The organism is Alloscardovia omnicolens DSM 21503 (assembly GCF_000420505.1).
GTDB lineage: Bacteria > Actinomycetota > Actinomycetes > Actinomycetales > Bifidobacteriaceae > Alloscardovia > Alloscardovia omnicolens.
On the sequence record NZ_ATVB01000015.1, the window covers coordinates 12,825 to 38,032 of the forward strand.

At 48.0% G+C, this 25,208-nt stretch carries 17 protein-coding genes; 4 read left to right on the top strand and 13 right to left on the bottom strand.

All coding sequences use genetic code 11. The features are described 5' to 3' along the window. Positions 1–35 precede the first annotated feature (35 nt). Together G464_RS09220 and G464_RS0106430 are read left to right on the top strand one after the other, a co-directional pair. Positions 36–3,023, top strand: coding sequence for a beta-glucosidase (locus G464_RS09220; protein ID WP_022857197.1), 2,988 nt, complete (start codon positions 36–38; stop codon positions 3,021–3,023). Between the two features lie 280 nt (positions 3,024–3,303). Continuing rightward, the gene (locus tag G464_RS0106430) at positions 3,304–4,206 is read left to right on the top strand and encodes an acyl-CoA thioesterase (RefSeq protein ID WP_021617816.1); all 903 of its coding nucleotides are present in this window, start codon (positions 3,304–3,306) and stop codon (positions 4,204–4,206) included. Positions 4,207–4,247: 41 nt separating this feature from the next. On the opposite strand, the gene G464_RS0106435 is transcribed toward G464_RS0106430, so the two are convergent. The 11 genes from G464_RS0106435 to G464_RS09235 form a co-directional block, all read right to left on the bottom strand. After that, on the bottom strand, positions 4,248–5,162 hold the full coding sequence (locus G464_RS0106435) for a hypothetical protein (RefSeq protein ID WP_022857199.1): 915 nt from the start codon (positions 5,160–5,162) through the stop codon (positions 4,248–4,250). Further along, on the bottom strand, positions 5,162–5,626 hold the full coding sequence (locus G464_RS0106440) for a DUF3180 domain-containing protein (protein ID WP_022857200.1): 465 nt from the start codon (positions 5,624–5,626) through the stop codon (positions 5,162–5,164). The genes G464_RS0106435 and G464_RS0106440 overlap by 1 nt, the downstream gene beginning before the upstream one ends. After that, the gene (folK, locus tag G464_RS0106445; protein WP_022857201.1) at positions 5,623–6,597 is read right to left on the bottom strand and encodes a 2-amino-4-hydroxy-6-hydroxymethyldihydropteridine diphosphokinase; all 975 of its coding nucleotides are present in this window, start codon (positions 6,595–6,597) and stop codon (positions 5,623–5,625) included. Before folK ends, G464_RS0106440 begins: the two co-directional genes overlap by 4 nt. A 35-nt stretch (positions 6,598–6,632) precedes the next feature. Continuing rightward, a complete protein-coding gene (gene folP, locus G464_RS0106450) occupies positions 6,633–7,499 on the bottom strand; it encodes a dihydropteroate synthase (protein ID WP_022857202.1) in 867 nt (288 codons plus the stop codon). A gap of 117 nt (positions 7,500–7,616) precedes the next feature. Then, a complete protein-coding gene (folE, locus tag G464_RS0106455; RefSeq protein ID WP_021617811.1) occupies positions 7,617–8,192 on the bottom strand; it encodes a GTP cyclohydrolase I FolE in 576 nt (191 codons plus the stop codon). Beyond that, positions 8,185–10,476, bottom strand: a complete 2,292-nt coding sequence (ftsH, locus tag G464_RS09225) for an ATP-dependent zinc metalloprotease FtsH (protein WP_022857203.1) — start codon at positions 10,474–10,476, stop codon at positions 8,185–8,187. Before ftsH ends, folE begins: the two co-directional genes overlap by 8 nt. A gap of 169 nt (positions 10,477–10,645) precedes the next feature. Then, entirely contained in the window at positions 10,646–11,200 is a 555-nt protein-coding gene (gene hpt / locus G464_RS0106465) for a hypoxanthine phosphoribosyltransferase (protein ID WP_021617809.1), read from the bottom strand. Then, entirely contained in the window at positions 11,187–12,275 is a 1,089-nt protein-coding gene (gene tilS / locus G464_RS09230) for a tRNA lysidine(34) synthetase TilS (RefSeq protein WP_022857204.1), read from the bottom strand. The genes hpt and tilS overlap by 14 nt, the downstream gene beginning before the upstream one ends. Next, a complete protein-coding gene (gene dacB, locus G464_RS0106475) occupies positions 12,276–13,733 on the bottom strand; it encodes a D-alanyl-D-alanine carboxypeptidase/D-alanyl-D-alanine endopeptidase (protein WP_022857205.1) in 1,458 nt (485 codons plus the stop codon). Then, the gene (locus G464_RS0106480) at positions 13,723–14,997 is read right to left on the bottom strand and encodes a glycosyltransferase family 2 protein (protein ID WP_022857206.1); all 1,275 of its coding nucleotides are present in this window, start codon (positions 14,995–14,997) and stop codon (positions 13,723–13,725) included. The genes dacB and G464_RS0106480 overlap by 11 nt, the downstream gene beginning before the upstream one ends. 54 nt (positions 14,998–15,051) lie before the next feature. Continuing rightward, a complete protein-coding gene (locus G464_RS09235; protein WP_022857207.1) occupies positions 15,052–16,569 on the bottom strand; it encodes an AI-2E family transporter in 1,518 nt (505 codons plus the stop codon). A 128-nt stretch (positions 16,570–16,697) separates the two neighbouring features. On the opposite strand from G464_RS09235, the gene G464_RS09240 reads away from it, so the two are divergent. Next, positions 16,698–17,558, top strand: a complete 861-nt coding sequence (locus tag G464_RS09240) for a glycosyltransferase family 2 protein (protein WP_039777788.1) — start codon at positions 16,698–16,700, stop codon at positions 17,556–17,558. 48 nt (positions 17,559–17,606) lie between these two features. Further along, positions 17,607–18,320, top strand: coding sequence for a DUF456 domain-containing protein (locus G464_RS0106495; RefSeq protein ID WP_022857209.1), 714 nt, complete (start codon positions 17,607–17,609; stop codon positions 18,318–18,320). Positions 18,321–18,485: 165 nt separating this feature from the next. Here the strand turns inward: G464_RS0106495 and G464_RS0106500 are convergent, their stop codons facing one another. Further along, positions 18,486–24,248, bottom strand: coding sequence for a Rib/alpha-like domain-containing protein (locus tag G464_RS0106500; protein ID WP_080651176.1), 5,763 nt, complete (start codon positions 24,246–24,248; stop codon positions 18,486–18,488). 743 nt (positions 24,249–24,991) lie between these two features. Beyond that, positions 24,992–25,208, bottom strand: a 217-nt coding sequence (locus tag G464_RS10225) for a transposase (RefSeq protein ID WP_208853779.1), incomplete at its 5' end; no start/stop codon positions are given.

The following is a 25,208-nucleotide window of genomic DNA, read 5'->3' on the forward strand; positions in this document are numbered from 1 at the left end:
CAGTGAAGATGTGATAAAAGATTAAAGGAGAGATCATGACTAAGAAAGTTGTGAATGAACAGGTATCAAAGCCGAAGAAACAGCGCTTACCTATGCGTAACGGCTTCTTCCTGACTATTTGGATTCCTATTACTCTTATTTGCGCATTATTTGCCACTATTTTGTATGCTGGTTTGAATTTTGCCAGCGGCGCAATAGATGTTGCTGTGGGTGGAGGAACGTATACACCGAAGAACGGAAAGAACACGAAAGGCGCAGACCTCAACTTTTACCCGAAAAAGTATAAGAATATTAACGAAGCGATGGAAGCTTCAGGAAAAGTTACTCAAAAAATTGCTGATGAGGGCATGGTTCTGCTAAAGAACGATGGCAGCTTGCCTATGACTTCGCTAGGAAAAATCACTTTGATGGGACGTGGTGCAGCAGACCCTCTCTACGGTGGTACTGGATCAGGTCATACGAATACCGATACGGCTATTAATATTAAAGCCGGTCTTGAAAAAGCTGGGTTTACAGTCAATCCTACGGTTTATAAGCAGCTCGACACCTACGCAAAATCCCATGCCGCTAAAGATGGCGGACGCATTAATATTAGCTTTACTTTTAGTGGTTCCACATATCGCATTGGCGAAATGCCAGTGTCTAAATATTCTGCTGCATCTACAAAGTCTTTTGCTCAATATAATGATGCCGCAGTTGTCGTTATTGGTCGTACAGGTGGCGAGGGCGAAGATTTAACCACCGATATGAGCAAGTGGGATGATAACTACACTCCTGGTCAGCATTCTTTGGAACTGAACAAGGATGAAAAAGACCAGATTGCTTTAGCAAAACAGAATTTTAAGAAGGTTATTGTTGTTGTAAATTCTTCTCAGCCAATTGAGATGGGTGAGCTGCAGGATGATCCTCAGATTAATGCAATTATTAACTCAGGAACTCCGGGCGCTACTGGTTTCTTATCTCTTGGAGAGATTATTGCGGGTACGTTGAACCCTTCTGGTCACACAGTTGACACGTGGGCGCGCGATTTCACGAAGGATCCTACTTTCGTCAATATCGGTTCGAATGAGTACACAAACGCAGGTAAAATACGTTCCTTCTTTGTGAACTATGAAGAAGGTATTTATTCTGGCTACCGCTATTACGAAACTGCGGCTGCTGAAAACTTTATTAAGTATGATGAGGCAGTTGTATATCCATTTGGTTATGGATTGTCTTATACCATTTTTGATTGGTCGAATCCTCGTTACACGGTAGATAGCAAGAAAGGTACTATTACTGCTGAGGTTACCGTTACTAATACCGGTTCTGTGGCTGGTAAAGACGTGGTTGAACTCTTCTATTCCGCTCCTTATACCCACGGAGGTATTGAAAAGTCTGCAGTAGATTTGGGCGAGTTCGCTAAGACAAAGATGCTCAAGCCAGGCGAAAGCGACACTGTGAAAGCTACGGTAAAGATTGAAGATATGGCTTCGTACGACTATAAGAACGCTAAAGCCTATGTTCTCGAAGCTGGTGACTACACCCTAAGCTTGCGCACAAACTCGCACACTATTAAAAACGGTGTAGATACCTTCACCTATAACGTTCCAGAAACGATTACATACTCTGGCAACAATCATCGTTCTAGTGATAAGAAAGCTGTAACCAATCAGTTTGATGAACTAAGTGCAGCTTTTGAGTCTGGACAGAAAACTCTCTTGTCTCGTGCCGATTTCGCAGGTACCTTCCCGCAAGTTCCTGATGATGCAGATAAAACTGCATCTGAGGAATTACTCAAGAAATTAAATAATTTTGAAACGGATATTACGAATTCCGTAATAGCAAAGGCAGAGAAAGCAGATGGTAAAACAATCAGCATGCCAACAACGGGAGCAAAGAATAATATTCAGCTTTCCGAGCTGCGCGGTCTGCCATACGACGATCCAAAGTGGCAGAAGTTCCTCGACCAGCTCAAGGTGAGCGAGATGGTTGACATGATTGATGACGGAGCATATGCCACTGATGCCGTAACTCGCCTCGGCAAGCCTCGTGCGGTTGATTTCGATGGCCCTGCTGGTTTTAGCTCCTTTATTAGCAGTATTCATGGTTCTGCTTTCCCAACCGAAACTTTGATTGCTTCTACTTGGAATCGTGATTTAGCTGCACAGATGGGTGATGCCATTGGAGAAGAAGGCCTGCAGCTGGGTATTAATGGTTGGTATGCTCCAGCAGTAAATATTCACCGTAACCCATTTGCTGGCCGTAACTTTGAGTATTATTCAGAAGACCCTACACTGTCCGGTAAACTCGCCTCTGCCGTAGCAAGTGCTGCTATGAACCGTGGTATTGTAGTCTTCCTTAAGCACTTTGCTTTGAATGATCAAGAACAAAACCGTCAGGCTAATGGTTTGGATACATGGGCAGATGAACAAACTATTCGCGAAATCTACCTCAAGCCTTTCGAAATTGCTGTGAAAGAATCTTCTGCTCAAGTCAAGTATCAAGCTGAAGATGGTTCTATTCAAACCAGCACTATCGGTTTAAACGGTATTATGAGCTCCTACAACCGTATTGGCGGCGTATGGGCTGGCGGCGATTGGCGTGTTCAAACAGCTGTGTTGCGCAACGAGTGGGGCTTCCAAGGCGCTGTTATTACCGATTTCGCTACGATTGCTTCCCCATACATGGTTCCTATGCAAGGCGTGGCTGCTGGATCAGATATCCAACTGACATGGCGCATTTTCGAAAAGTTTAAGAATACAGATAATCCAGCGGCTGTATATTTCTTACGCAAAGCTGCTCACAATGTCATGTTTGCAACAGCCAACTCCAGCTCGCTTAATGGCTATGCATATGGAGCAGGCACAACATGGCATGCTCCTTGGTGGCGCTGGGTTCAGTGGATTGGTACTGCAGTATTTGTTGCACTCACCTTGTTCCTCATCTACTGGATGGTTAAACGAGTTCGTCGAGTAAGCCCTATTCGTAGAGCATGGCGCGAACAGCGCAAAGCACTCAAGGCTGCTCGCAAGAATCAATAGAAGAATGAACTAATGGTGTGGCTTTTACCCGTGCTGGCAAGAGCCACACCTCATTCTCAGGAATTTCTCAGCTTTCTTTGGGGGTGTTATTCAGGTTTATGCGGTTATATATGAACATCAAGCAAGGTTGAACAACACCAGCACTGAAGTTCTTCCCCAAGAAAATTGAACCCCTTCTTCTTTTCTCTCTTTCTCTTATGAGTTCCTGTTGACTCCCCATGGAAGTCAACAGGAATTTTCATATAGCGAAACTACTGCAGGAGCTTCTACAATGACGCGTATGACTGATTCTTCTCTTGATCACATTCTTTCTGTTCTATCTCTCGATACTGTTGAACGCGATGAGACGCATTCCGTTTTACGCGGCGAATCGCTCTATTTTCCAACCGGTCGCGTTTATGGAGGTCAAGTTATTGCTCAGTCTGTAATGGCTGCCAGCGCAACTGTAGATAATCGTTTACCTCATTCTGTGCACGGCTACTTTATGAGTGCGGGAGATATTAAGCAAGACGTACGCTTTGATGTAGAAAATCTGCGTGATGGTCGCTCGTTTTCTAGCCGCCGCGTAAACGTTACTCAAGAACAAGGCGCGATTTTAACGGCTATTGCCAGCTTCCAAACTCCCGGTCAGGAGGGCGTGGATTTCGCTGACCCCATGCCGGCGGTCGTGCCAGATCCAGAAACTTTACCGAGCGCTAAACAGCTTATGGCTCCGTTTGCTGAACACTCTCCTTTTGCGCATTACTATGCCACGCAATCGCCTTTCGATATTCGTCATGTTACGCCAAGTGTTCTTTTAGGACGACCGAGTACCTCCTCCTCTGAACCGCATAATCGCTCAGGCTTTCAGATGGTATGGATGAAGATTGACGGTGAAGTTCAGGTGGATCAAACCACTCATCGTGCTTTACTTGCCCTTGGTTGCGATCAGCTTATGCTTGAACCGATTTTCCGTCGAGCAGATTTAAGCTTAACCACTCCTGGTATGCATTTTGCAAGCTTAGATCATTCCATGTGGTGGTATCGCAATGTAGATATGAACGAATGGCATTTATATGTGCAAGATACACCAACAGCAGCTCATGGACGTGGCTTAAGCCAAGCAAAAGTATACGATACACACGGCAATCTCGTAGCAGCAATGGTTCAAGAAGCTATGGTGCGCGTGCCAGAAAATAAATAACCTTATAGAAAAGGAGGTGAGTTTTTTCACCTCCTTATTTCTTAAGCTCGTTTATCTAAAACATTCGCTAAATGCAAAGCAGTTCCCGTGCTATGCGCTGAAATATAGCCTTCATCATCTTCGTCGAGATTATCTTGAGGAGTAATAAACGCTTCGACCAGTGTTTCACGTGCAACCTCGTCGGTTGTGCCCGCTACTTGACGAATCCACTGCACAAAATGCTCATCGTCTGGGAAAACAAGCATATTGGAATCGCCCATAAGAGCAGCAATATCGCCATAGCTTGGATAATCACAGTTCGCCGTAGCAGCATTCTCCTGCTGCTCTACGAGGGCAATAATCGCTTCATCATCTGCATGAGTTTCACGCATAAAATCCCATAATGCTCGCACACCGTGAATAGCTGTAAACGGATCTTTGCGAGGGTTCGAGCGTGAGTATACGTTAAAAACGAACCAAGCCTGAGGATGAACCGTCACGTTTTTATATGCTTGGTTTTTCTTCCAATTATGACTTTTACGCACGTTGGTAATAGAGTCAGTTAGGGACTGCTCTAATAATTTTTCTGTACGTTCAGATAGAACTGACCATAAAGCTCGAGCATCCTTGAAACGTCGCGCATTACCTGAACCGTCTGCAGCTACGCGCGCGGCACGTTGAGCAAGATTTTTTACGCTCGTTACGGAATAATCAGCGTTCTCTTCAGACGTAGTACCGGTAACGCCCACTTCCTTGTGTGCATTATCTGCGCTTGCATTTTCTTCTACAAGCGTCATTACATCAATAAAGAGGTTACGGCGATTATTAACTAATCGGTCGGTTCCCAAAGGGTATTGCTCTTGCTGGGTGTAGCTGTGGAAAAGCTGCCACGTCGGATTGCGTTTACCGGCGGGCACTGTGCTTAACCACAGTTCAATATTCTTCGTGCCTGCTGGCACGCGCAACTCAAAATGCATTATTTGCTATCCTTTTCCTCACCTGTTGGTGGCATAAGGCACCAGATTTCGCTTATTACTCCTAATCCTACGTCAATCAAGCATGCGATGGCAGCCATAGCAGTTTCCCAGGAAACGCTTGCGAAATACGATACATCAGCATGTTGAATAACCACAACAAAAATACCTACATACCAGCCAAACAACGTGGCTGCTGTACATCCCACAGCTTGAGCCATAACGAGCGTATTAACGCTACGTTCAGGAGGCATTTTGGAAATCTTACCTTGAGCGAACTGATGAACTTGCCATGCTGACCACGCCACCACAGCTCCCACACCCATAATAGAAGCACTCACATACCACGGAGCACTCACCATAGAGGAGGCATGATGCGTCATAAGCGTGGCAACAATCAAGCCAAGGAGAAAGCCAATCAAGGCAAGAAGTGGATAATACCACCACGGAGTACGCCGTGCTTTCATGCGATGCCTCCTAAAATCCAATCCGTTGATTCTAACTCTAAACCATCAGCATCAGGTGCTGATTCAACCAGTTCAGCCACTACCCCACCGTGATTACCAGGAAGCACAGCGTTTGGATTCACATCCAACCACGGACGTAATACGAAAGCGCGCTGCCATGCACGAGGGTGAGGCAAAGTTAAGCCTGGATTATCGCTTGTAAAACCATCAAAATCAATAATATCAAGGTCGAGTGGACGCGAATCCCAATGCACGTCACGAGTTCGCCCATGGGCTGCTTCAATCATGTGCAAAGATTCGAGAAGCTGCTGAGCATCCAATGTTGTGCTTAATTCCACTACTGCATTAAAAAAGTCGGGCACATCTCTAAGAACTCCCCACGGTTTTGTGCGATACAGTGCAGAAATCCCCGTTATTTGATTTCCAGCCACAGCATCCATTGCCACGATCGCGGTGCGGAAGGTTTGAGGAACATCCCCGAGATTACCGCCCAAAGCAATAACCGCGGTATGCACACGTGGTTGCTGATCATCGTCAGCAGTGCGTGATTCCTGCTCACGCTGTTGCGCAGTATATAACGAGGCTGCTGTAGGAGTGCTCTGCTCCTCATAGTCACTTTGTGCGCGTTCAATCGTAACCGAAACATCGCCAAAATCTTGCTCAATAGGAGCCTGAGGCTTATGCACAGTTACTATCGTTTTCTTTACTCGCCACGAGAGCAAAATACTATCGGCAATACGCTGTGCTAAACGCTCAATCAAATCACAATGCTCACCGCGAATCACAGATACAATACGATCTGCAATCTGAGCGTAACTAACAGTATCAGCTAAATCATCACTACGAGAAGCATCAGATAAATCCATATACAACACAGCATCCACCACAAAAGGTTGTGGTTGAGCGTGTTCGAAGTTGAGAACACCGTGTGTTCCTTCTGCTCGCACGCCAGTAAGTGTTATATAGTCCATTGCTCCTCGCTTTTCTGCCTTGAGTCTGAGTACTTTTACTCGGCGTGCGCGCTCTCACGCACCACTTGCACTGCTAAACGGTTGCGCGGCACATCATGCACACGAACAGCCCATGCTCCCTGCTGAGCGGCAACAACAGTCAGGCTTGCTGTTACGTCATCGCGAGCGGCTTCGCTATCGCTCAATCCTGCCCGTTGCACAAGCTGAACTACAAAACGCTTGCGTGAGGCTCCAATCAGCACTGGATACCCCATAGATGCAAAGACATGTGTCTGGTTAACAAGTGGCATATTATGCGCAATAGTTGGTTTAGAAAAGCCTAAGCCTGGATCAATAATAATGCGTTCAGAAGGCACACCTGATGCTTCTACAGCGCGAACTTGCTCAAGGAGTTCGTCATAAGTATCGCGCACAACGCCATGCTCATAATCTGTTGTTTTTGTCTCGCCCTCGCCATCGAGCCATGCGCGCCAATGTTGCACAATATACAAGCAATCGGAGTTAGCCACAACGCGCGCAATATCTGGGTCGAGCTGACCGCCAGATACATCGTTAATAATATGTGCACCCGCCTCTAAAGCTGCTTGAGCAACGCTTGCTCGGGTGGTATCTACACTGACTGCAATCTGAGGATAATGCTCAGTAACAGCGCGAACAGCCGTAACCACACGCTCTTTCTCTGTCTCTTCCGGCACGCGCACAGCTCCCGGACGAGTGGATTCAGCACCAATATCAATAATATCTGCGCCTTGCTCAATCATCAGCTGAGCATGAGCAAAAGCTTTATCTGCCTCAAGGTAACGCCCTCCATCAGAAAAGGAGTCCTCAGTAATATTCAAAACTCCCATAACCAAAGTTCGCTCAGCATGAAGTAGGTTATACAGTAATTCCTGACGATTCATAGTATCCCTTCTGTCATTTCCTTCTGCTTATCTTCTGCCGGCGTGCATACGGAGGCAATCTATGATTAAGGAGCCATAAGGCGTGTCTTTTACAATGCACTCTTAGCGCGTGAATATTTAACGCGCGTTTAAGATAAGACGCATAGCTTCAGCGCGTGTAGAGGAGTCACGCATAATACCGCGTACTGCCGAAGTAAGAGTATGTGCTTGACTTTTTTTGATACCGCGCATAGACATGCATAAATGCTCGCAATCCGTAACGACGATAACGCCTTGAGCATGTAACTCATTCACGAGAGCATCAGCCACCTGTTGGGTTAAACGCTCTTGCACTTGCGGACGACGCGCATACATGTCTACTAAGCGCGCAAGCTTAGACAAACCCACCACTTCCCCATTGCCTGGAATGTAGCCAATATGAGCTACACCATGGAAAGGAAGTAGATGATGCTCGCACACGGAGTAAATCTCAATATCGCGCACAAGAACCATTTCTTCTGTATCCACAGCAAAACGTTTGGCTAATACCTCGTCGGGATTAGAGTGCAGACCTGCAAAAAGCTCACGACCTGCACGGGCAATACGATCAGGAGTGTCAAGCAAGCCCTCACGTTCAGGATCTTCACCAATAGATTCGAGGAAAAGACGTACGGCTTGACGTACGCCTTCCTCATTGTATTCGCCCTTACTCATCGAAGCCTTGCGCCTCATTCTGTTCAGCGTTCTGCTCAACAGTGTCCGAGGCAGTGTGCGCAGTTGCATCTGTATCCGCTGCAGTTTCTGCTGAAGTTTCTGACACGTGTGTTTCGCCAGTTTCTGCTGATGCGTCTCGTTCTGCTGATGAGTCTCGCGCGCCCGCCGTGGCATCCACCGCGACAGAACTGCGCAAATTCTCTGGAATAGCTACCGGCGCAATCTCAGAAACCACGCGGTTAGACGCCGACAGCCATTGTTCGCGCTGCGGCGCCTTCTTGAGTGGAGCGAAAATAGCCGCAAGCTCGTTCGCATCCAAGGTTTCTTTCTCCAAAAGCTGGCGTACCAGTTCGTCCAACACGTCGCGATTGTTCATAACAATCTCGTAGGCCTCGTCATGAGCAGTCTCAACGAGCTTTAATACCTCATCATCAATAATCTGTGCTGTATGCTCGGAATACGTGCGTGGTTGCAACGAATCTAAACCACCTTGGTTCGACTCATCGCTCCACTTAATGGCACCCAACTTGTCGGAGAAACCGAATTCCACCACCATACGGCGAGCAATATTCGTGGCTTTCTCAATATCATTAGATGCACCCGTGGTTGGATCGTGGAAAACCACTTCCTCAGCCACGCGACCACCCATAGCATAAGCCATCTGATCGAGAAGCTGATTGCGAGACTGGCTGAATCGGTCTTCTGTTGGCATCACAGCTGTGTATCCCAAAGCGCGGCCACGAGGCAGAATCGTAACCTTCGTTACAGGATCGGTGTGATGCAAAGCAGCAGCCACCATAGCATGACCACCCTCATGGTAGGCGGTATTGCGCAGTTCTTCCAAAGCCATACCATTGCTGCGACGACGAGGACCACTCATCACACGGTCAATAGCCTCATCAATAGCACGCGCATCAATCAAATCAGCGTTTTCGCGTGCTGTCAGCAAAGCAGCCTCATTGAGAACGTTTGCCAAGTCAGCACCGGTAAATCCAGGAGTCAGCACTGCCACACGATGCAAATCAACACCAGGAGCAAAAGGCTTGCCCTTAGCATGAACCTTCAAAATATCTTCGCGCCCCTTCAAATCAGGAGCTTCTACAGCCACCTGACGGTCAAAACGACCAGGACGAGTCAAGGCGGAATCCAACACATCTGGACGGTTCGTCGCGGCAATAATAATAATATTGTCTTCTTTATCAAAACCATCCATCTCAACTAACAGAGCGTTCAAGGTCTGCTCACCAGCGCCGCTTCCATTAGCAGAAGCAGACGAACGGCGGCGACCCATCGCATCAATTTCATCAATAAAGATAATTGCTGGAGCGTTCTTCTTTGCCTCTTCAAAGAGTTCACGCACACGAGAAGCACCCAAACCAACGAAAACTTCTTCGAAGTCGGAACCCGCCATCGAGTAGAACGGCACGCCAGCTTCACCAGCAATAGCGCGAGCAATCAAGGTTTTACCCGTTCCTGGAGGGCCGTAGAGCAGCAAACCGTGAGGAATGCGCGCGCCCAGCTTGCGATACTTGGTTGGATCCTTGAGGAAGTCTTTAATTTCTTCTACTTCAGTTACGGCAGCCTCTTCACCCGCAACATCGGCAAACTTCGTCTTAGGAATATCGGCTTCCTGCAAGCGCTTATTTTTATTGCCTCCCAGAGGGCCGAGCATACCGCCGCCCGCACCGTCTCCCAGGCGCGACATGATCCACCACATCATGCCGAAGAGCAGAAGGATTGGCAGCAAAGACGACAAAATGCCCATCCACGGATTACTAAACTGAATGTTTACGTTGTATCCGTCTTTAATCTTGGACTTCTGAACGAGTTTGTTGAGCTCCTCGGCCTGTGCGGACGAGAAGTAGAACTGCACCTTCTTACCGTAGTTCTTTTCTGTTGGACCGAAAGTCTGCTGCTGAGACTTTGGCAATTTCTTCTTAAAGTCCTTCTTTAAGGTCAGCTTAACGGACTGATAGTTATCCGTAATTTCGACGCGCTCAGCTTGACCTTCTTTAATCAGAGAGAAACCGTCTTTTGTATCGATGCTTTGCACATCTGATTGATTGACAAAGAAAAAGACGCTGATTAAGAGAGCGCATACCAACGCCATCCACAGCCATGGACGCTGCCACCACTTTGAGTTATCGTCACCGTTACCGTTAGGTAAAGGAGGACCTAATGGCGAACCAGAATTATTATTCTTGTTATTCTTGTCGCCCGGGTTGCGCGGATCGCGCGAACCACGTGGATCGCGTGGGGCAAACGGATTATTATTATCTGCCATATTCTGCCTTACTTCATGAGCACACTGTTCACTATACTCAACACTTTATGGTTTATACACTGGGCGTTCTAGTTTTTGCGCTGTATGTTGCGCGGGTCTTTTTGATGCTTCGCTCCACCTGCTAATCAACGATTTCGTAGCACAAGCGCTAACGCAACCTCTCGCGCAGTTACGCTTCGTATACCTCTGGTTTGAGCACAGCAATAGAATCAAGATTGCGATATTTCTCATCGTAGTCAAGACCGAAGCCTACAACGAACTCATCAGGAATAGTAAATCCCTTATATTTCACATCGACCTGAGCAATATGACGAGCAGGCTTTTCCAAAAGCGCAAAAACTTCTACAGAAGCTGCACCTCGGCGCTTGAGTTCGTCAATCAGCCACTCCAAAGTTAGTCCGGAGTCAATAATATCTTCCACAATCAGCACGTCACGACCAGCTACATCACAGCCTAAATCTTGACGCACTGTTATTGTGCCGGAGCTTTGCGTACCTGAACCATAAGAAGACAGCGACATAAAATCAATCTCTACAGGAATACTCACAGCTTGAGAGAAAACTGACATAGTATTTACTGCTCCCTTAAGCACGGCAACAAGCAGAGGATACTTTCCTGCATAATCAGCAGATACCTCAGCCGCTACTTCTTGAATTTTATCGCTAATCTCCTGGCTGGAGATGAGTTCTTCGGCTATATCGTCACGTACATCAGAAATTTGCATAGTCACTATCTTTCCATAACTGAATGACCTCATACAGCTTATTCGCTACAAGAGGTGTAGAAATCTTCACAGTTTTCTTTTTCTGTTCTATCTGAGATAGCTCAAGAAGAGAAAAAATGGCTGATTGAGTTGGCCGAATGTCCAGATTTTCGAGTGCTGTAACTAACACGCGGCGCTGGATGGCTGCCGGGAACGCGCGCAAAGCTCGGATTTTTATTTCGAGCACACCATTTTTTTCGCGCATAACACGATTGTATGCATCGTTTACCGCTTCGTGAATGATTTGCGCATCTTCGCGCGAGGATTGCGCGCTGTTAGCTAGGAGCTGCACAACATTACGCTTGGTTATGCGCGACAGGAGCGGGAGCACATCGTGACGGATGCGAGAACGCACAGGATAACTACTGTCGAGTTCGCCTTCTACATCTTGCCCGTTCGTGGGGTCGTCCCAATAGCTCAGATTATATTCTTGGCATAGTTGCGTTGTGTCTTCACGTGAGAATTCCAGCAGGGGACGAACAAAACGCATATGGTGAATATGGCGTTCACGCGCGATTCCTGTGAGAGCTTCTGGCGAGGGCGTGCGCAACAACTTCATAAGGATGGTCTCTGCCACGTCGTTGCTGGTGTGAGCTACTAACACGCACGCGGCATTGAGTTCTTTGGCGGTGCTTGCTAAAGCCGCATAACGCGCGTCGCGCGCGTCGGATTCGAGACCAGCGCGTGTGGAGGGGACGTTGATGGATACGATGCGCACGGGGGAAAGTCCAATGTGTGTGCACGTGCGGGCTGTGCGCTCGGCAACGCTGTGCGATGCTTCTTGAAGCTGATGGTTCACCACAACAGCGCCAACGTGGTAGCCACGTGGTGTTAAAGCTTCATGAGCTACGGCTGCGAGCGCGAGAGAATCCCTGCCACCTGAGCACGCCACGAGAACAAGCGGATGCTCCTGAGAAGAGCTGGGGCTGGCGCTGGCGTTCTGCGATTTATGCGAATCCACCAACTCCACTGTTTCTCGCACAGCTGCATTCACAGCCGCGCACGCCCAAGCTTTTAAATCGACTGCCTCTGCCATCTACAATGTCACCAAACCATCTACAAAAGTATTCATGGCTGGAAGAGCTTGTATAGCGCTTTCTCCGTTGACTATTACCACGAAAATGAGTGCTCCCCCATTGGTGCGCACCACGTTTCCGGCTAAGGAGCGTACCCCTTCTAAGCTTCCTGTTTTCGCACGTACCAGACCGTTTGTTTCGGCATTAAAAGCGCGATTGAGGAGGGTGCCATTGTAGTGCGAAATTGGCATGCCGACGGCTGCATTCCATGTCAGTCCTGCTGTGTTTAGGTACGCAGATTGAACTTGAGCCAATAATTGTGGTGTAATTGCTGAGCCATCTCCCAAACCGCTGGTATCTGCCATCACTAAACCATCAGTAGAAATACCATGCTGCTTAAGCACGCTCACCACAGCATCGGAAGCACCAGCATGCGTATTGTCATGTCCTGTGCGCAAAGCAAGTAAACGTCCTAAGAGTTGAGCCAAAGAGTTATCGGAATTAGTTAGCATCAATTGAATAATTTGCCCTAATGGAGCAGATTCTACCTGAGCAATATCAAAAGCTGATTCAGACGCAGAAACTTGCGGAATGTTCTCATTAGTAAGTTTTATGCCTCGATTGGTAAGAGCTTGAGCAAAAGTTTCTGCCGTACTAGCTGCCGGATTTGCATAACGCTGCGGATACCACGGGCCTTCTCCATCAGGATTAGCTGGCGGCTGACCATACCAGTTGCGCGCTTCATCCACAGCCATTGAAGACGTTTCCATCAGATTCGTATAGCCTTGATTCACTGGACTAGAAGCATTTTCTATCTCAGACAAAGAATCATGATTAAACAAACTATCGTCATATTGCAGCGACACCTGCGTAATACCGCGCGATTGTAAAGCCTGTACGGTCTGGTCAGCTAAAGTAGCTAGACCTGCTCGACCATTCACATGCTGTGCATCGTTTGCACCAGACCCCAGCAAAATATCTCCGCCACCTACCAAAGTAAGTGCGGCAGACGTGCTATCGCTGGACGACTTCTCCATTTTCACCGTGGTTTTTAATGTCTCTTGTGAAGGGAAAGTCACGCTTGCAGCATAGCCTACCAAAGTTTTTAGCGTAGAAGCTGGAGTAAGAGCATCACTAGCGTTCGCTGAGGCTACTTCTTTACCCGCCGTTGTTGCAATAAGAACTCCTGCTTTTACTCCTTGAGGTAGAGACGACATGAAATTATCGATTAACTCTTGAGCCTGCGAAGCGTTAATATCTTTATGCGCCACGCTTGCAACTGTTTGTTTGCCCACCTTTCGCACGCTACGCTGGGGATTGAGAGCTGCAATACTGCCTTCGCGATAAATACGCGAAATTCCAGAGATACTGCCAGGAACAATACCCGCAGCATCTGCCATAACGTATCCGCCAGCCAAACATAGAGTTGTTAGCGCGCTTAAACCAATCGTGCATGCGCGTTTAAGATTAGTTTTCACTGCGAGAACCCTCCTCCATAATCTGTTCAGCTGCACTTCCGCCTGCATGAGCAATCGGCTTCCACTGGCTCTTAGAGAAAATAGCTACAAAAGCAATAGGCACGTAACTAGCCATATAAATCGGGAAGCTGAGACTGTATGCCATTAATTCTGGAAGAGTAATATTCAATTTATCGCGTTCTACAAAACCCGAGAAAGCTGCTAACAGCATCATGCCCACAAAACTGGTAAGCACAGACGATATCCAGCCGGTTAAACCTGCACTAATCGAGAACCAAGAAATATATCCTAAAGCAGCGTAAATAATACCCAAAACAAAGCGAATCAAAGAAATAACCATAAACGGGCAAACCATTAAAGTCATATCTATAGCAGAAAAATCTCGCTCTTTAATAGCCCACTGCATCATAACTTTCCCGTAGTAACGGAAAACTTCCAAATAACCCTTCGACCAGCGCACACGTTGCGTCCAACTGGTTTTGAAGTCAACAGGCTGTTCATCGAAAAACATAGCAGATCCGCAAAAACCAATACGGTCTCCATGCAAAATGCAATCCATGCTAAATTCCATATCTTCGGTGAGCAAATGGAATTTCCATCCGTCGTTGCGCTCCATGATGCGTCGCGAAAACATGAAACCTGTGCCTCCCACATGGCAGGACGTTCCCAAAGCTACGCGCGTCACGTTCAAAAAACGCGATTCGCGCACGAACCATAAAGCCGCTCCCGAGGAAACCCAGTTATCCGCCAAATTCACAGAATTTCGGTAACTAGTCAAAGCTTCAAAACCTGCCTGACGCGCTTTATTCATTTCGGCAATATAGTTTTTATCGAGCAGATTATCAGCATCAAAAATGAAGAACGCATCATAATTCTTCGCATCCCCGGTAGCCATCATCGTGCGCAACAAATATTGCAAAGCGTAGCCTTTACCCACCTGCGTCTGGTTAAAGCGCTCAATAACATGACAGCCCAAACTGCGCGCAAGCTGTGCTGTATTATCTGTGCAATTATCCGCCACAATCCACGTATCTATAAGTTCTTGCGGATACGTTTGGTTGTGAATGGAACGGATAAGGTTGCCAATAACCGCTTCCTCGTTTCGAGCAGAAATAAGAACCGCATATCGCCTATTTTGTGGCACGTCACGGAAGGTTTGCGGCTTGACGAGCATGCCCACAATCACAATTCCCACTTGGTATACGATAGTAATAACGCCCAAGATGGTAATAATCAGGTCAAGGAACGACAGCAATCCATTCATGTATAGCTCAGTCCTTTGGTTACGGATACGTTTTTTCTGTGCGATTATTCAGGATTATTTGCGATTGTTCTCCTGATTATTTTTCGCGTTAAACCTCGAACGAGAACGCGCCGGCTTAGCAGGTTGAATAGGTGCAGCAGAAGAGGCTTGGGTTTTGCTCTTTGATTTCTTCTCGCTCTTTTCTTCAGACGCAGCTGAAGACGACATAGATTTACGCAAAGACATGGACTGTGGGATTGCTCCCGTGCTTTCTACAGACTCACGGAAGCGAATCAAATCTTCAGCAGTAATATGCTGCTCATCCGCATTCTTCGGACGAATCTGAACCATCATCGTCTCAGAAATCTTTTCTCCTGCAGCCTGCACGCTTTGTGCAATCTTAGAAGCCTTCACAGGCTTTGGATCATCAAGAAGTTCAGAATCAATTAGCTCATAACGCTTCAAATATGTGCTGAGCAATGCCTGGATGCTCGCAATAATCGGTAAAGCAAGGAAGCCGCCGAGCGCTCCCCACACAGCAGTAAAGGCAAAAACGCCCAGCAAGGAAATAGCAGGATTGAGATCCATAGTCGAGCGCGTAATCATTGGACTGACCAAATTATTTTCGATCTGCTGATAAATAACAATGAAAATAATAATGTAAATTGCTGGACGAATACCGTTAGTTCCCCACGCAAAAATAGCTGGAAGCGCGCCACCAATATAGGTACCAATCATTGGCACGAACTGCGAAATAATACCGCAAGCCATGGCAAGAGGCAGCCAGTTTGGCACGCGCAGAATAATCATGAAGATAGACAGGCAGATGGCGTTAATCGCAGCCAAAACAATGCGCGAGTAGAGGAAGCCGGAAATCTGCTCCTGCACAACCGTCCAGGTAATAAGGAAGCGCTTTTGGGAATCCTCCGGCAAATAGTGGCAAATAACTTTACGCATATTCGTGCCGTACGCGCTCATATAGTAGGTCACCAAAATAACGGTAAGCAAATCAAGCATGGCTCCAAAAGCAGAGCCTGCAGTATTAAGCGCTTGGCTGGCGAAAGAGCCAATGCTGTCGGTTTTAATACTTCCTAAAATCGTCCAACTCAGGTTCGAGATTGGTGGAAGCTCGTAGTCGAACTGACCATGCAACCACTGCCCCACTTGTGCATACAGTCTCGGCAAACCCGACACAATGGAGACGAGCTGATTGACCATGAGGTTACCGAAAACGCCGATGAACGTGCCGATAAGAATAAAGAGGAAGAGAAGCGTAAGACCGGCGGATACGTTGCGCTTCCAACCCTTGGCGATGAGCCAGCGCACTACCGGCTCAATTGCGAACGCCACGAACAGCGATATGACAATATTGAGTAGCACACCCTGAAGAGCAATCGCCGCATGCCATGCGAAGTAGCCAAGTGCAGCGGCCAGCAGCGCGTAGAACAGCGCGTGTTTATACCATTCTGGCGGGCGACGGCTATCGCCTTTGCGCGGGAAAATGGCCGCCAAGTCTGCAGATTCTTCGCGCGTTTGCGTGTTTTTCGTCTCTTGCGTTTCTTGCGTCTTGTGTGCTTCTCGTGCTTGGGTCATAGTGCATATTATTCCACCTGCCCCAAACACGAGCGAAGGACGTTTATGAGCACGAGCTACGCCCGTTTTCGCGCCCGTTTTCGCGCCCGTTTTCGCGCAAATAGCCTCGTTCTACTACTATGGGCAGTATGCTTTCTGTTTCTATTGTTATTCCTACGTGGAACGAGTCGCGCCGCATTCTTTCGTGTCTGCGCAACGCAACTACCCAGACAATGCCCGCGCACGAGATTATTGTGGTCGATAACCGCTCCACAGATAATACGCACGCGCTCGTTGAGCAATTTATTGCCGAACATCCGGGAACGAATGTGCGCTTAACCGAGCAGAACGAGGCGCAAGGACTCATTCCGACGCGCAACAAAGGTTTGGATATGGCTTCGGGCGATATTGTGGCGCGTATCGACGCGGACTGCATGCTTAAGCCGAACTGGGTAGAGATAGTGAGTGCCTTTTTCGAAGCGCATCCTGGCACTGCGGGCGTTACTGGTTCTGTGTGTTACTACGATATGCCGTTGCCTCCGATTGGCATGTTTTTTGACGGTTTAGTTCGCGAGAAACAGTACAGCGCCGACGGTATGCCGCTTCTTTTCGGCTCGAATATGGCGATGCGCAAAAGCGCGTGGGAAACGATTCGTCCGCTCGTGTGTGAGGATCGCGAAGACGTTTTCCATGAAGATATTGATTGCAGTCTGCACCTTTTTGATGCCGGCTTAACCACTCAGTTTTGCGCTAACCTCGTTGTGGCTGCCAGTGCGCGCCGCATGGGAACAAAACATGACTCTTTTAAGGCGTATATGCGCCGTTTCCAGACCACTTTTGACGCGCATCCAACGCATGGGCGCGATGGCTACCCTGAGCGCACGCTGTTAAAGCTGTATCCTTTGCTCAATACTATGCATCACGTGTATGGCGCATGGTGCTCCATTTTTAAGATCGACACACCTGAACTCGTGTGGAAGAGTTTTAGGTGCAGAGTCGGTCTCAATTAAGAGAAAGAAAGAACCATAACAGATCCAGTAAATCAGTCGCAGCAGCCTGTGCAGCCAGCTCCTGCTCAGCCGGCGCCAAGCAATCCGGGAGAGATTCCTAACCCGCTGAACACGCAGTTTAACCAGGAAAGCGCGGAAGCGTTTACCAACTTTGTGAACACTACTCAGAGCGAGATTAAGAACTTCTCTACTTTGGCTTTCCTTAACCGTGCGAACCTTATGAATTTGCTCGCTAGCGCAGCCGGCGTGCTCACTTTGCTTGTTATATTTATGCCGTTTATAACGATTGGCCATATTCTTAGCTATAGCGGTTACGATCTTATGCGCGAAAATAGTTCCAGCGATACGCTGTTTGTGCTCATTTTTGTTGTGGTAACCATCGTTTTGACTGCGTTGAGCTACGTAACTAAGAAGGCAGGCGTAACGCTATCCGCAGGTATTTTAGCTATTTTGGCAGGTATCGTTGGCGGGCCAATCGGCATTTTTGATATGCAGCAAGCCAATGAACTCGGCGGCGACTTTGTTTCTAACCCAGTCGGCACCGGCTTCTTCCTTTACACGATCTTAGGATTCGTTATTCTCGTGGCAGGTATCCTTTCCGTCTACTATTGGTGGAAAAACTACCAAGTTTCTAGGGCTTCTGCTCCTGCGCAGCCTGTTCCTCCTATGCAGACGCCAACACAAGCTCCTATGACGAACGCGCCAGTGCAGCCGGTGCAACCAGTACAGGATCCACATAATCCTAACCAGTTCAACGCTTAAATAAACTGCTGTAAAGGCTAGGCGGGGTGAAGAAGCAGATTCTTCTCCCGCCTTTGTTGTACCTCTTTTGCAGAAACAGCAACGGGGTGGAACCGATTCTCTATGAATCGGTTCCACCCCGTTTGGGGAGTTGTGCTAAGTCTTACGACTTAACACAACTTTCGACTAGGCGCGGCGGCGTAGTGTAGCGATAGCACCTGCAATCATGGCCATGAGGGCGATGCTTGCTAGAGCGATCACGTTTACACCGGTCTTAGCCAGTGGGCTCGACTTTGCAGTCTTACCTGTCTTGGTTGCAACCTGGCCGGTCTTGTCGTTGCGGTTAGGATTGGTTGGCTTGCCGTTATTGTACTTACCGGTTACCTCGTCCCCATCGTTCACACCGTCATTATCGGTATCTGGGTTGGTTGGGTCGGTATTGCCTGGCTTGCCGTTTGGATCGAACTTATCGTCCTTAAACGGATTCTTAGAACCATCCACCTCATCCCCATCGGAGATGCCGTCTTTATCGGTGTCTGGGTTCTTTGGATCGGTGCCGTGCTTCTTCTCGTCACCATCATTCAAACCATCATGATCGGTATCTGGGTTGGTTGGATCAGTACCATCCTTAATCTCAGTACCATCATCAACACCATCCTTATCCGTATCCTTCGAGTTAGGATCAGTCTTCGGATCAGTCTGGCTTGGATCATCAACAGTCTTGCCGTTCTCATCGACCTTCGTGTTGAGTTCGTCACCATCCTTCACACCATCACCATCAGAATCAGGGTTGGTTGGATCCGTGTTACCTGGCTTGCCATTTGGATCAGACTTATGATCCTTAAACGGATTCTTATCACCAGAAACTTCATCACCATCGTTAACCCCGTCCTTATCGGTATCTGGATCAAGAGGGTTAGTACCGTGCTTCTTCTCGTCACCATCATTCAGACCATCGCCATCAGTATCAGGATTCTTAGGATCAGTTCCATCCTTCTTTTCCTGATCATCAGGGACACCGTCATTATCATCATCGTTATCCGTGATGTCTGGAGTACCGTCACCGTCAGTATCCAACTGGAACTTAGCGTTCGCATTATCAGTGACAGCGCCAGAATCAGCAGGATAGGTTACGACAACCGGAACAGTAATCTGCTCGGCGTCGGCACCATCCTTACCAGCAGGCACCACGGTCACACTAATCTCGCCAGTAGAAGGATTGATGCTTACGGCGTAACCCTGAGGAGCCGTGAACTTAGGATCAATAGCGAACTTCGTACCTGTTGGATACTCGTCACCCGTATTCGTTGGCTTCACACTCGTGGTAGCGCCCGCCTTCACGATGGTGTCTGCATAGCTAGGCTCAGGATCGAGAACCTTATCAGGAGACTGAACCGTCACCTTCACAGGAACTTCGTCCTTCGAACCATCAGGATAGGTGACCGTCACTGTCTCTTCAATAACAGTGCCAGGGGTAGCCTTGTCATCAATCTGAACTGTTACTACACCAGCGTTTGGATCAACGGTTACAGGCGAATCCTTAGGAACCGAGAACTTCGTACCCTCAGGCAGATTCTTATCACCCGTTTGAGAAACCTTCACCGTCTCACCAGGCTTACCCTTACCCGGCTCATAGCTTGGATCATGCTCAGTGTTCTGCTTCGGTTTGTCCACAACAGTTACAACAGTATTGATTGTTTCTGTTGTGCCATCTGGGTAGGTGACCAACACATTGACCTTGTATGGCGTGGTGGCCTTCACTTCTGGAGCGGTACCCGAGAAGGAACCGTCTGCATTGAAGGTTGGATTATCCAAACCAGCAGGAGCCGTGTTCACGAACTTGAAGGTCGTACCAGAAGGAACAGCAGGATCAGAGGTTGGTGCAGCAACCGTGTAATCATTGAGCTCAACAACCGTTACCGGCTTATACGTTGGCTGGTACAGATCCTTATCGTCCTTCTTGACTACCGTCACCTTCACAGGTACTTCGTCCTTGGAACCATCAGGATAGGTTACCGTAACCATTGTCTTGATTTCATCGCCAGGCTTAGCCTTGTCATCAACCTGAACGGTTACTTCACCAGTGTTTGGATCAACCGTTACAGGAGAACCGCCAGGAACAGAGAACTTCGTACCCTCAGGCAGATTCTTATCACCCGTCTGAGGAACCTTCACAGTCTCACCAGGCTTACCAGTCTTGTCCTCATAAGAAGGATTATGAGTCTGAGCATCGGCTGGAGCATTCTTCACCTTAATCACAGCGTCGATAGTTTCCGAGGACTTATCCGGATAGGTCACCTTCACCTTAACGGTGTAGGTTGTATCCTTGTCAACGCTTGGAGCAGTACCAGTAATAGCACCGTCAGCACCAATCTGGAGACCAGTCAAACCAGCAGCATCTTCGATAGCGAAGGTGGTCTTCGCTGGCACAGCAGGAGTGGACACAGGAGCAGCAACCTTAATCGCAGCACCTTCGTTTACCTCGATAGCTGTGTAAGCAGGCTGATACACATTTTTATTAGGATCATTTGGATCAGTCTTCGGATCAGTCTGAGACGGATCGTCAACAGTCTTGCCGTTGTCGTCGACCTTCTTGTTGAGTTCCTCGCCATCCTTCTTACCATCACCATCAGAATCAGGATTCAACGGATCCGTGTTACCTGGCTTGCCATTTGGATCAGACTTATGATCCTTAAACGGATTCTTCGAACCGTTTACCTCGTCGCCATCGTTGACGCCATCCTTATCGGTATCAGGATCAAGAGGGTTGGTACCGTGATCTTTCTCTTCCTTATCAGTCAGACCATCGCCATCAGTATCAGGATTCTTAGGATCAGTGCCGTCCTTCTTCTCGTCCTCGTCCTTGATGCCGTCGTTATCATCGTCGTCATCCTTGATATCTGGAGTACCATCACCATCAGTATCAAGCAAGAACTTAGCGTTCACATTATCGGTCACAGCACCAGAATCAGAAGGATAGGTTACGACAACCGGAACAGTAATCTGTTCGGCGTCTGCACCATCCTTACCAGCAGGAGCAACCGTCACACTAATCTCACCAGTGTTCTGGTCGATAGTTACGGTATAACCCTTCGGAGCCGTGAAGTCCTTATCAATAGCGAACTTCGTATTAGAAGGATACGCATCACCCGTATTCGTTGGCTTCACCTTGGTGGTCTTACCCGCTGGAACAATTGTATCCGCGTAGCTAGGTTCAGGGTTCACACTAGCAACCGTCACGGTTACCTTGGCAGTGTCCTTCGAACCATCAGGATAAGTAACTGTTACAGTGCCCTCAATCTTGTCGCCACTCTTAGCGGAATCAGGAATCTTAACCGTCACTTCACCAGTGTTTGGATCAACCGTTACAGGAGAACCGCCAGGAACAGAGAACTTCGTACCCTCAGGCAAGTTCTTGTCACCCGTCTGAGGAACCTTCACAGTCTGGCCAGGCTTACCCGAACCAGGCTTATACGAAGGATCGTGCTCATCGGCCTGAGGAGTCTTAGGCGCAGGAACATCCTTGACAGTCACCTTTACGGGCTTGCTTTCAGACGTTCCATCTGGATACGTTACCTTCACAGTAACCGTATACTCAGTATCCTTCTCAACCTTACCTGCAGTCGCAGTAATAGCGCCTGTTTTCTCGTCAATCTTCAGATCCTTCAGATTGCTTAAATCATCAGGATTGGAAATCTCGAACTTCGTTCCAGCAGGAACAGCCGGATCAGAAACAGGAGCAGCAACCTTAACAGGGTCTCCTTCGTTTACTGTTACATCTGTATAAGAAGGATCGTAAACGTTTCGATCTTCCTTGTTCGCAATTACGAAGTGCGTCATAACCTCGACGGAGCTCTCGTCTGTAAAGACAGCTACAACTGGTACGTCAATCTTGGTGCCTGGCTTAGCGTCAGCTGGGGCGACAACCGATACAGTACCGGTTGCCTTGTCGATGGAGACTTTGTAACCCTCTGGAGCAGTGTAGGTCCCAGGAATGCTGAACGGTTCCTTCGCTGCTAACTTTGGATCGAGCTGATCGGCAGGAATGCGCTCTTGCTCATCTGTAGTGGTCAGGTCGAAGCCCTTTACATCAGACGTTCCAGTAGAACCTGCCTTCACACTCACATCGTCATATACAGGTCGAGAACCAACAATAACAGTATACGTATCTACACCAAACGATGTACCACGAGTTCCTGTTTCTGCGTTAACTGGATACAACGTAGCCGTAAAGTTCGTTGTCTTCGTCAATCCCAAACCAGCAGTCTTGAGTGGGAAGGAAGGAATAGTACCGTCAGCGTTTGCAGCTACAACTGGTCCGGTTGCTACAACCTTACCTGTAGAAGTATTGATCCATTCAATCTGGTACTTCACACCGCCTACGAATTGGTTTGGCAAACCGGAAGTTTCAGTTTCTGCAACATCTCCAGGAACACCAGAATTGAGGATATCCTTACCGTCAGTTACGCGGAAGTTCACGTAATCTGGATACGCAGCCAAAATGATACCGTCGGCCTCATTCCAGTTGAAGTTGTTCTGCCAGGTAGCCAGCAAGCCGTTGTACTGACCGAGACCCATGTAGCCGTTGGTCATCCATGGCGTACCGAGAGCAACACCTGGCTTCATATCGGTGGATACGAACAACCAATCGCGGTTGATGTGCTTGGAAATGTTGCCACCGAGCATGGCGACATCGCCTGCGGAAGTAGACCAGCGATCGATGGTTGGAGACTCAGCGATCTTGTGGTACGCGTTGTTCACCTTGTCGATGTTTGCCTTAATTAAAGGCATAGTACCTGGATTGTTCCATGTGGCGCCATACGTGCCCTTGAACTGGATGTTGAATAATCCATCGGCGCTCACCTTAGCCGATGCGGTTTCTGCAATCCACTTGTCCTGACCTTCCTTCGCCATCTGCACGCGAATCCAGTCCTGCAGGCTTGCTTCGTTGTCGATAGTCCAACCAGCACCACGAACTTCCTTCGCAGAAGAACCAAACGTAGAGGTCGGCTCAGCGTAGATCTTCTCCAGCGCGTAGTCGGAGAGATACGAGGCGTATACCGTCGCGTCTTCAGCAGCAACATCAATACCCTTATCGAAGTAGTACTTAGGGAAGGCTGCACCACTAGACCAACCCTGAGCACCAGCAGCTTTAACCAGCTCCCAGTGCACATCACCACGGACCATACCGAGCTTGAACGCAGGAACATTCTTCTCAACGTTCTTGAGGTTGTGCATAACCTCGTTTTCAGGCTTCAAACCGTAACGAATATTCACATGATCAAGACGATCCGGTCCAACGCCATCACCAATCTCAGCATCGTATGCATAATCGCGTGGACCCCAGCTACCGTTGTAGTAATTCGACAACTGAGTGAGATGATCCTTATCAGGATTATCCGCCCAAATGCGCCACTTCTCACCCTGAGGAAGATTGGGATCTGCATCGAAGGTGTAGGTCTTACCAGTTTCCGTGGTAAAGTCCTTCATCTTAATGGCATATTCGCCTGATGCGTTCGTTGTGGTCGTGTAGATTGGAGAAATAGATCCATCCTTTTCCATCCACTGAGCATACACACGCACACCCTGCATAGGAATAGGCGGGAACCCTGCATCATTCAAATGAACTTTATAGTTACCGTAGCGCTGAACATAAACCTGACCAGTAATCGTCTTCGTTCCGTCTACGCTCGAAGGAGACTCGATTGCATCCTTATATCTACTTGCTTGATCGGAGTACGTGTATCGTTGCTGGCCAATGCCAGTCTGATATACACCATCCTTATTAAAGCCTGGGTAATTAACCCCGGCTTCAGCAGGAGTAGAAGCCGATGCGAAGCTCCCGCTTAAACCAAAACTTGTGGCAACAAGAGCAATCATACCTACAGAAGCTATGAGCTTCCTAAACCCTAATCGCCCGTTACCGGGGTAATGTTTTCTATCTGTCATAATTCATCTCTTTTTCTTTCTAGATACAAAATTGATGAATGTAGGTGCCCATAGAGCTGCAATGCTTACACTCACAAGTAAAAGTGAAATGCTTACGCATCTCGCTTCTTCATTGTGAGGTATTCATAATATTTCCCCTCTATAAATACACCCAACTCCTAAAACGCTACCCCCCCCCCGGAAATAGGGTTATACGACAAGTATTGTTGGTGGGGGTGTTATTCGTTGAGTGCGTTGAGTTGACTTTTGGGTTGGATCATGTTAGGTCTGCCCAACTGATGGCTTATCCGTAGTGTTGGCGTTGAGCATGTTCGTGTTCGCTGTGGTGTATGGCCAGTTGTGTGTAGATATTTTTGATGTGTTGATCGGCGGGCATGATCTGGATGAGTTGTGCTGCGGGTAGAGGACATTGTGTGTGCATGTAACACCACCACATGCATGCTTTGATACGGTGCAGTAACAACCAGTCACGATGCGCGCGTAGCATAGCGCGTAGTCTGGCGTTATAGCTTTCTATCTGGTTATTAAAAGCAGGAATAATTGCCTGCTTAGTCACCTCGGAGTTGAGGTAGGTGAACAGGTCGCCTGCACGTAGTCTGGTGTTGAGCATGTTACATGCTCTTACGAGACGCTCGTGAGTGTTGACGATACACCCGTTAGTGAGAACGGTTTTCTCGACAAGCATGTGTTTATACTGCGCGCACCAGGTGGTATAACAACCGATCCACGCGGCTTGTTGTTCATCATTGATAATACGGGTAAGTTGTTGTGATAAAGCGTAGAGTTCTTGACCAGCCTTGAATCATTGGATTCCTAGTAGTACGCGATCGTACATTCGCACTGATATGGAAAAGACAGCGTTGAATTCTGGTATCAGACCATTGCGCGTGGCATACTTTAGCAAATCCTGCACCACCATCAGTGACAACCACGTCAGGAGGAGCGATACGTGCCAGTAAT

Coding starts and splice junctions, on each gene's coding strand:
- G464_RS09220 (WP_022857197.1), top strand. CDS start 36: ATGACTAAGAAAGTTGTGAATGAACAGGTATCAAAGCCGAAGAAACAG.
- G464_RS0106430 (WP_021617816.1), top strand. CDS start 3,304: ATGACTGATTCTTCTCTTGATCACATTCTTTCTGTTCTATCTCTCGAT.
- G464_RS0106435 (WP_022857199.1), bottom strand. CDS start 5,162: ATGCATTTTGAGTTGCGCGTGCCAGCAGGCACGAAGAATATTGAACTG.
- G464_RS0106440 (WP_022857200.1), bottom strand. CDS start 5,626: ATGAAAGCACGGCGTACTCCGTGGTGGTATTATCCACTTCTTGCCTTG.
- folK (WP_022857201.1), bottom strand. CDS start 6,597: ATGGACTATATAACACTTACTGGCGTGCGAGCAGAAGGAACACACGGT.
- folP (WP_022857202.1), bottom strand. CDS start 7,499: ATGAATCGTCAGGAATTACTGTATAACCTACTTCATGCTGAGCGAACT.
- folE (WP_021617811.1), bottom strand. CDS start 8,192: ATGAGTAAGGGCGAATACAATGAGGAAGGCGTACGTCAAGCCGTACGT.
- ftsH (WP_022857203.1), bottom strand. CDS start 10,476: ATGGCAGATAATAATAATCCGTTTGCCCCACGCGATCCACGTGGTTCG.
- hpt (WP_021617809.1), bottom strand. CDS start 11,200: ATGCAAATTTCTGATGTACGTGACGATATAGCCGAAGAACTCATCTCC.
- tilS (WP_022857204.1), bottom strand. CDS start 12,275: ATGGCAGAGGCAGTCGATTTAAAAGCTTGGGCGTGCGCGGCTGTGAAT.
- G464_RS0106480 (WP_022857206.1), bottom strand. CDS start 14,997: ATGAATGGATTGCTGTCGTTCCTTGACCTGATTATTACCATCTTGGGC.
- G464_RS09235 (WP_022857207.1), bottom strand. CDS start 16,569: ATGACCCAAGCACGAGAAGCACACAAGACGCAAGAAACGCAAGAGACG.
- G464_RS09240 (WP_039777788.1), top strand. CDS start 16,698: ATGCTTTCTGTTTCTATTGTTATTCCTACGTGGAACGAGTCGCGCCGC.
- G464_RS0106500 (WP_080651176.1), bottom strand. CDS start 24,248: ATGACAGATAGAAAACATTACCCCGGTAACGGGCGATTAGGGTTTAGG.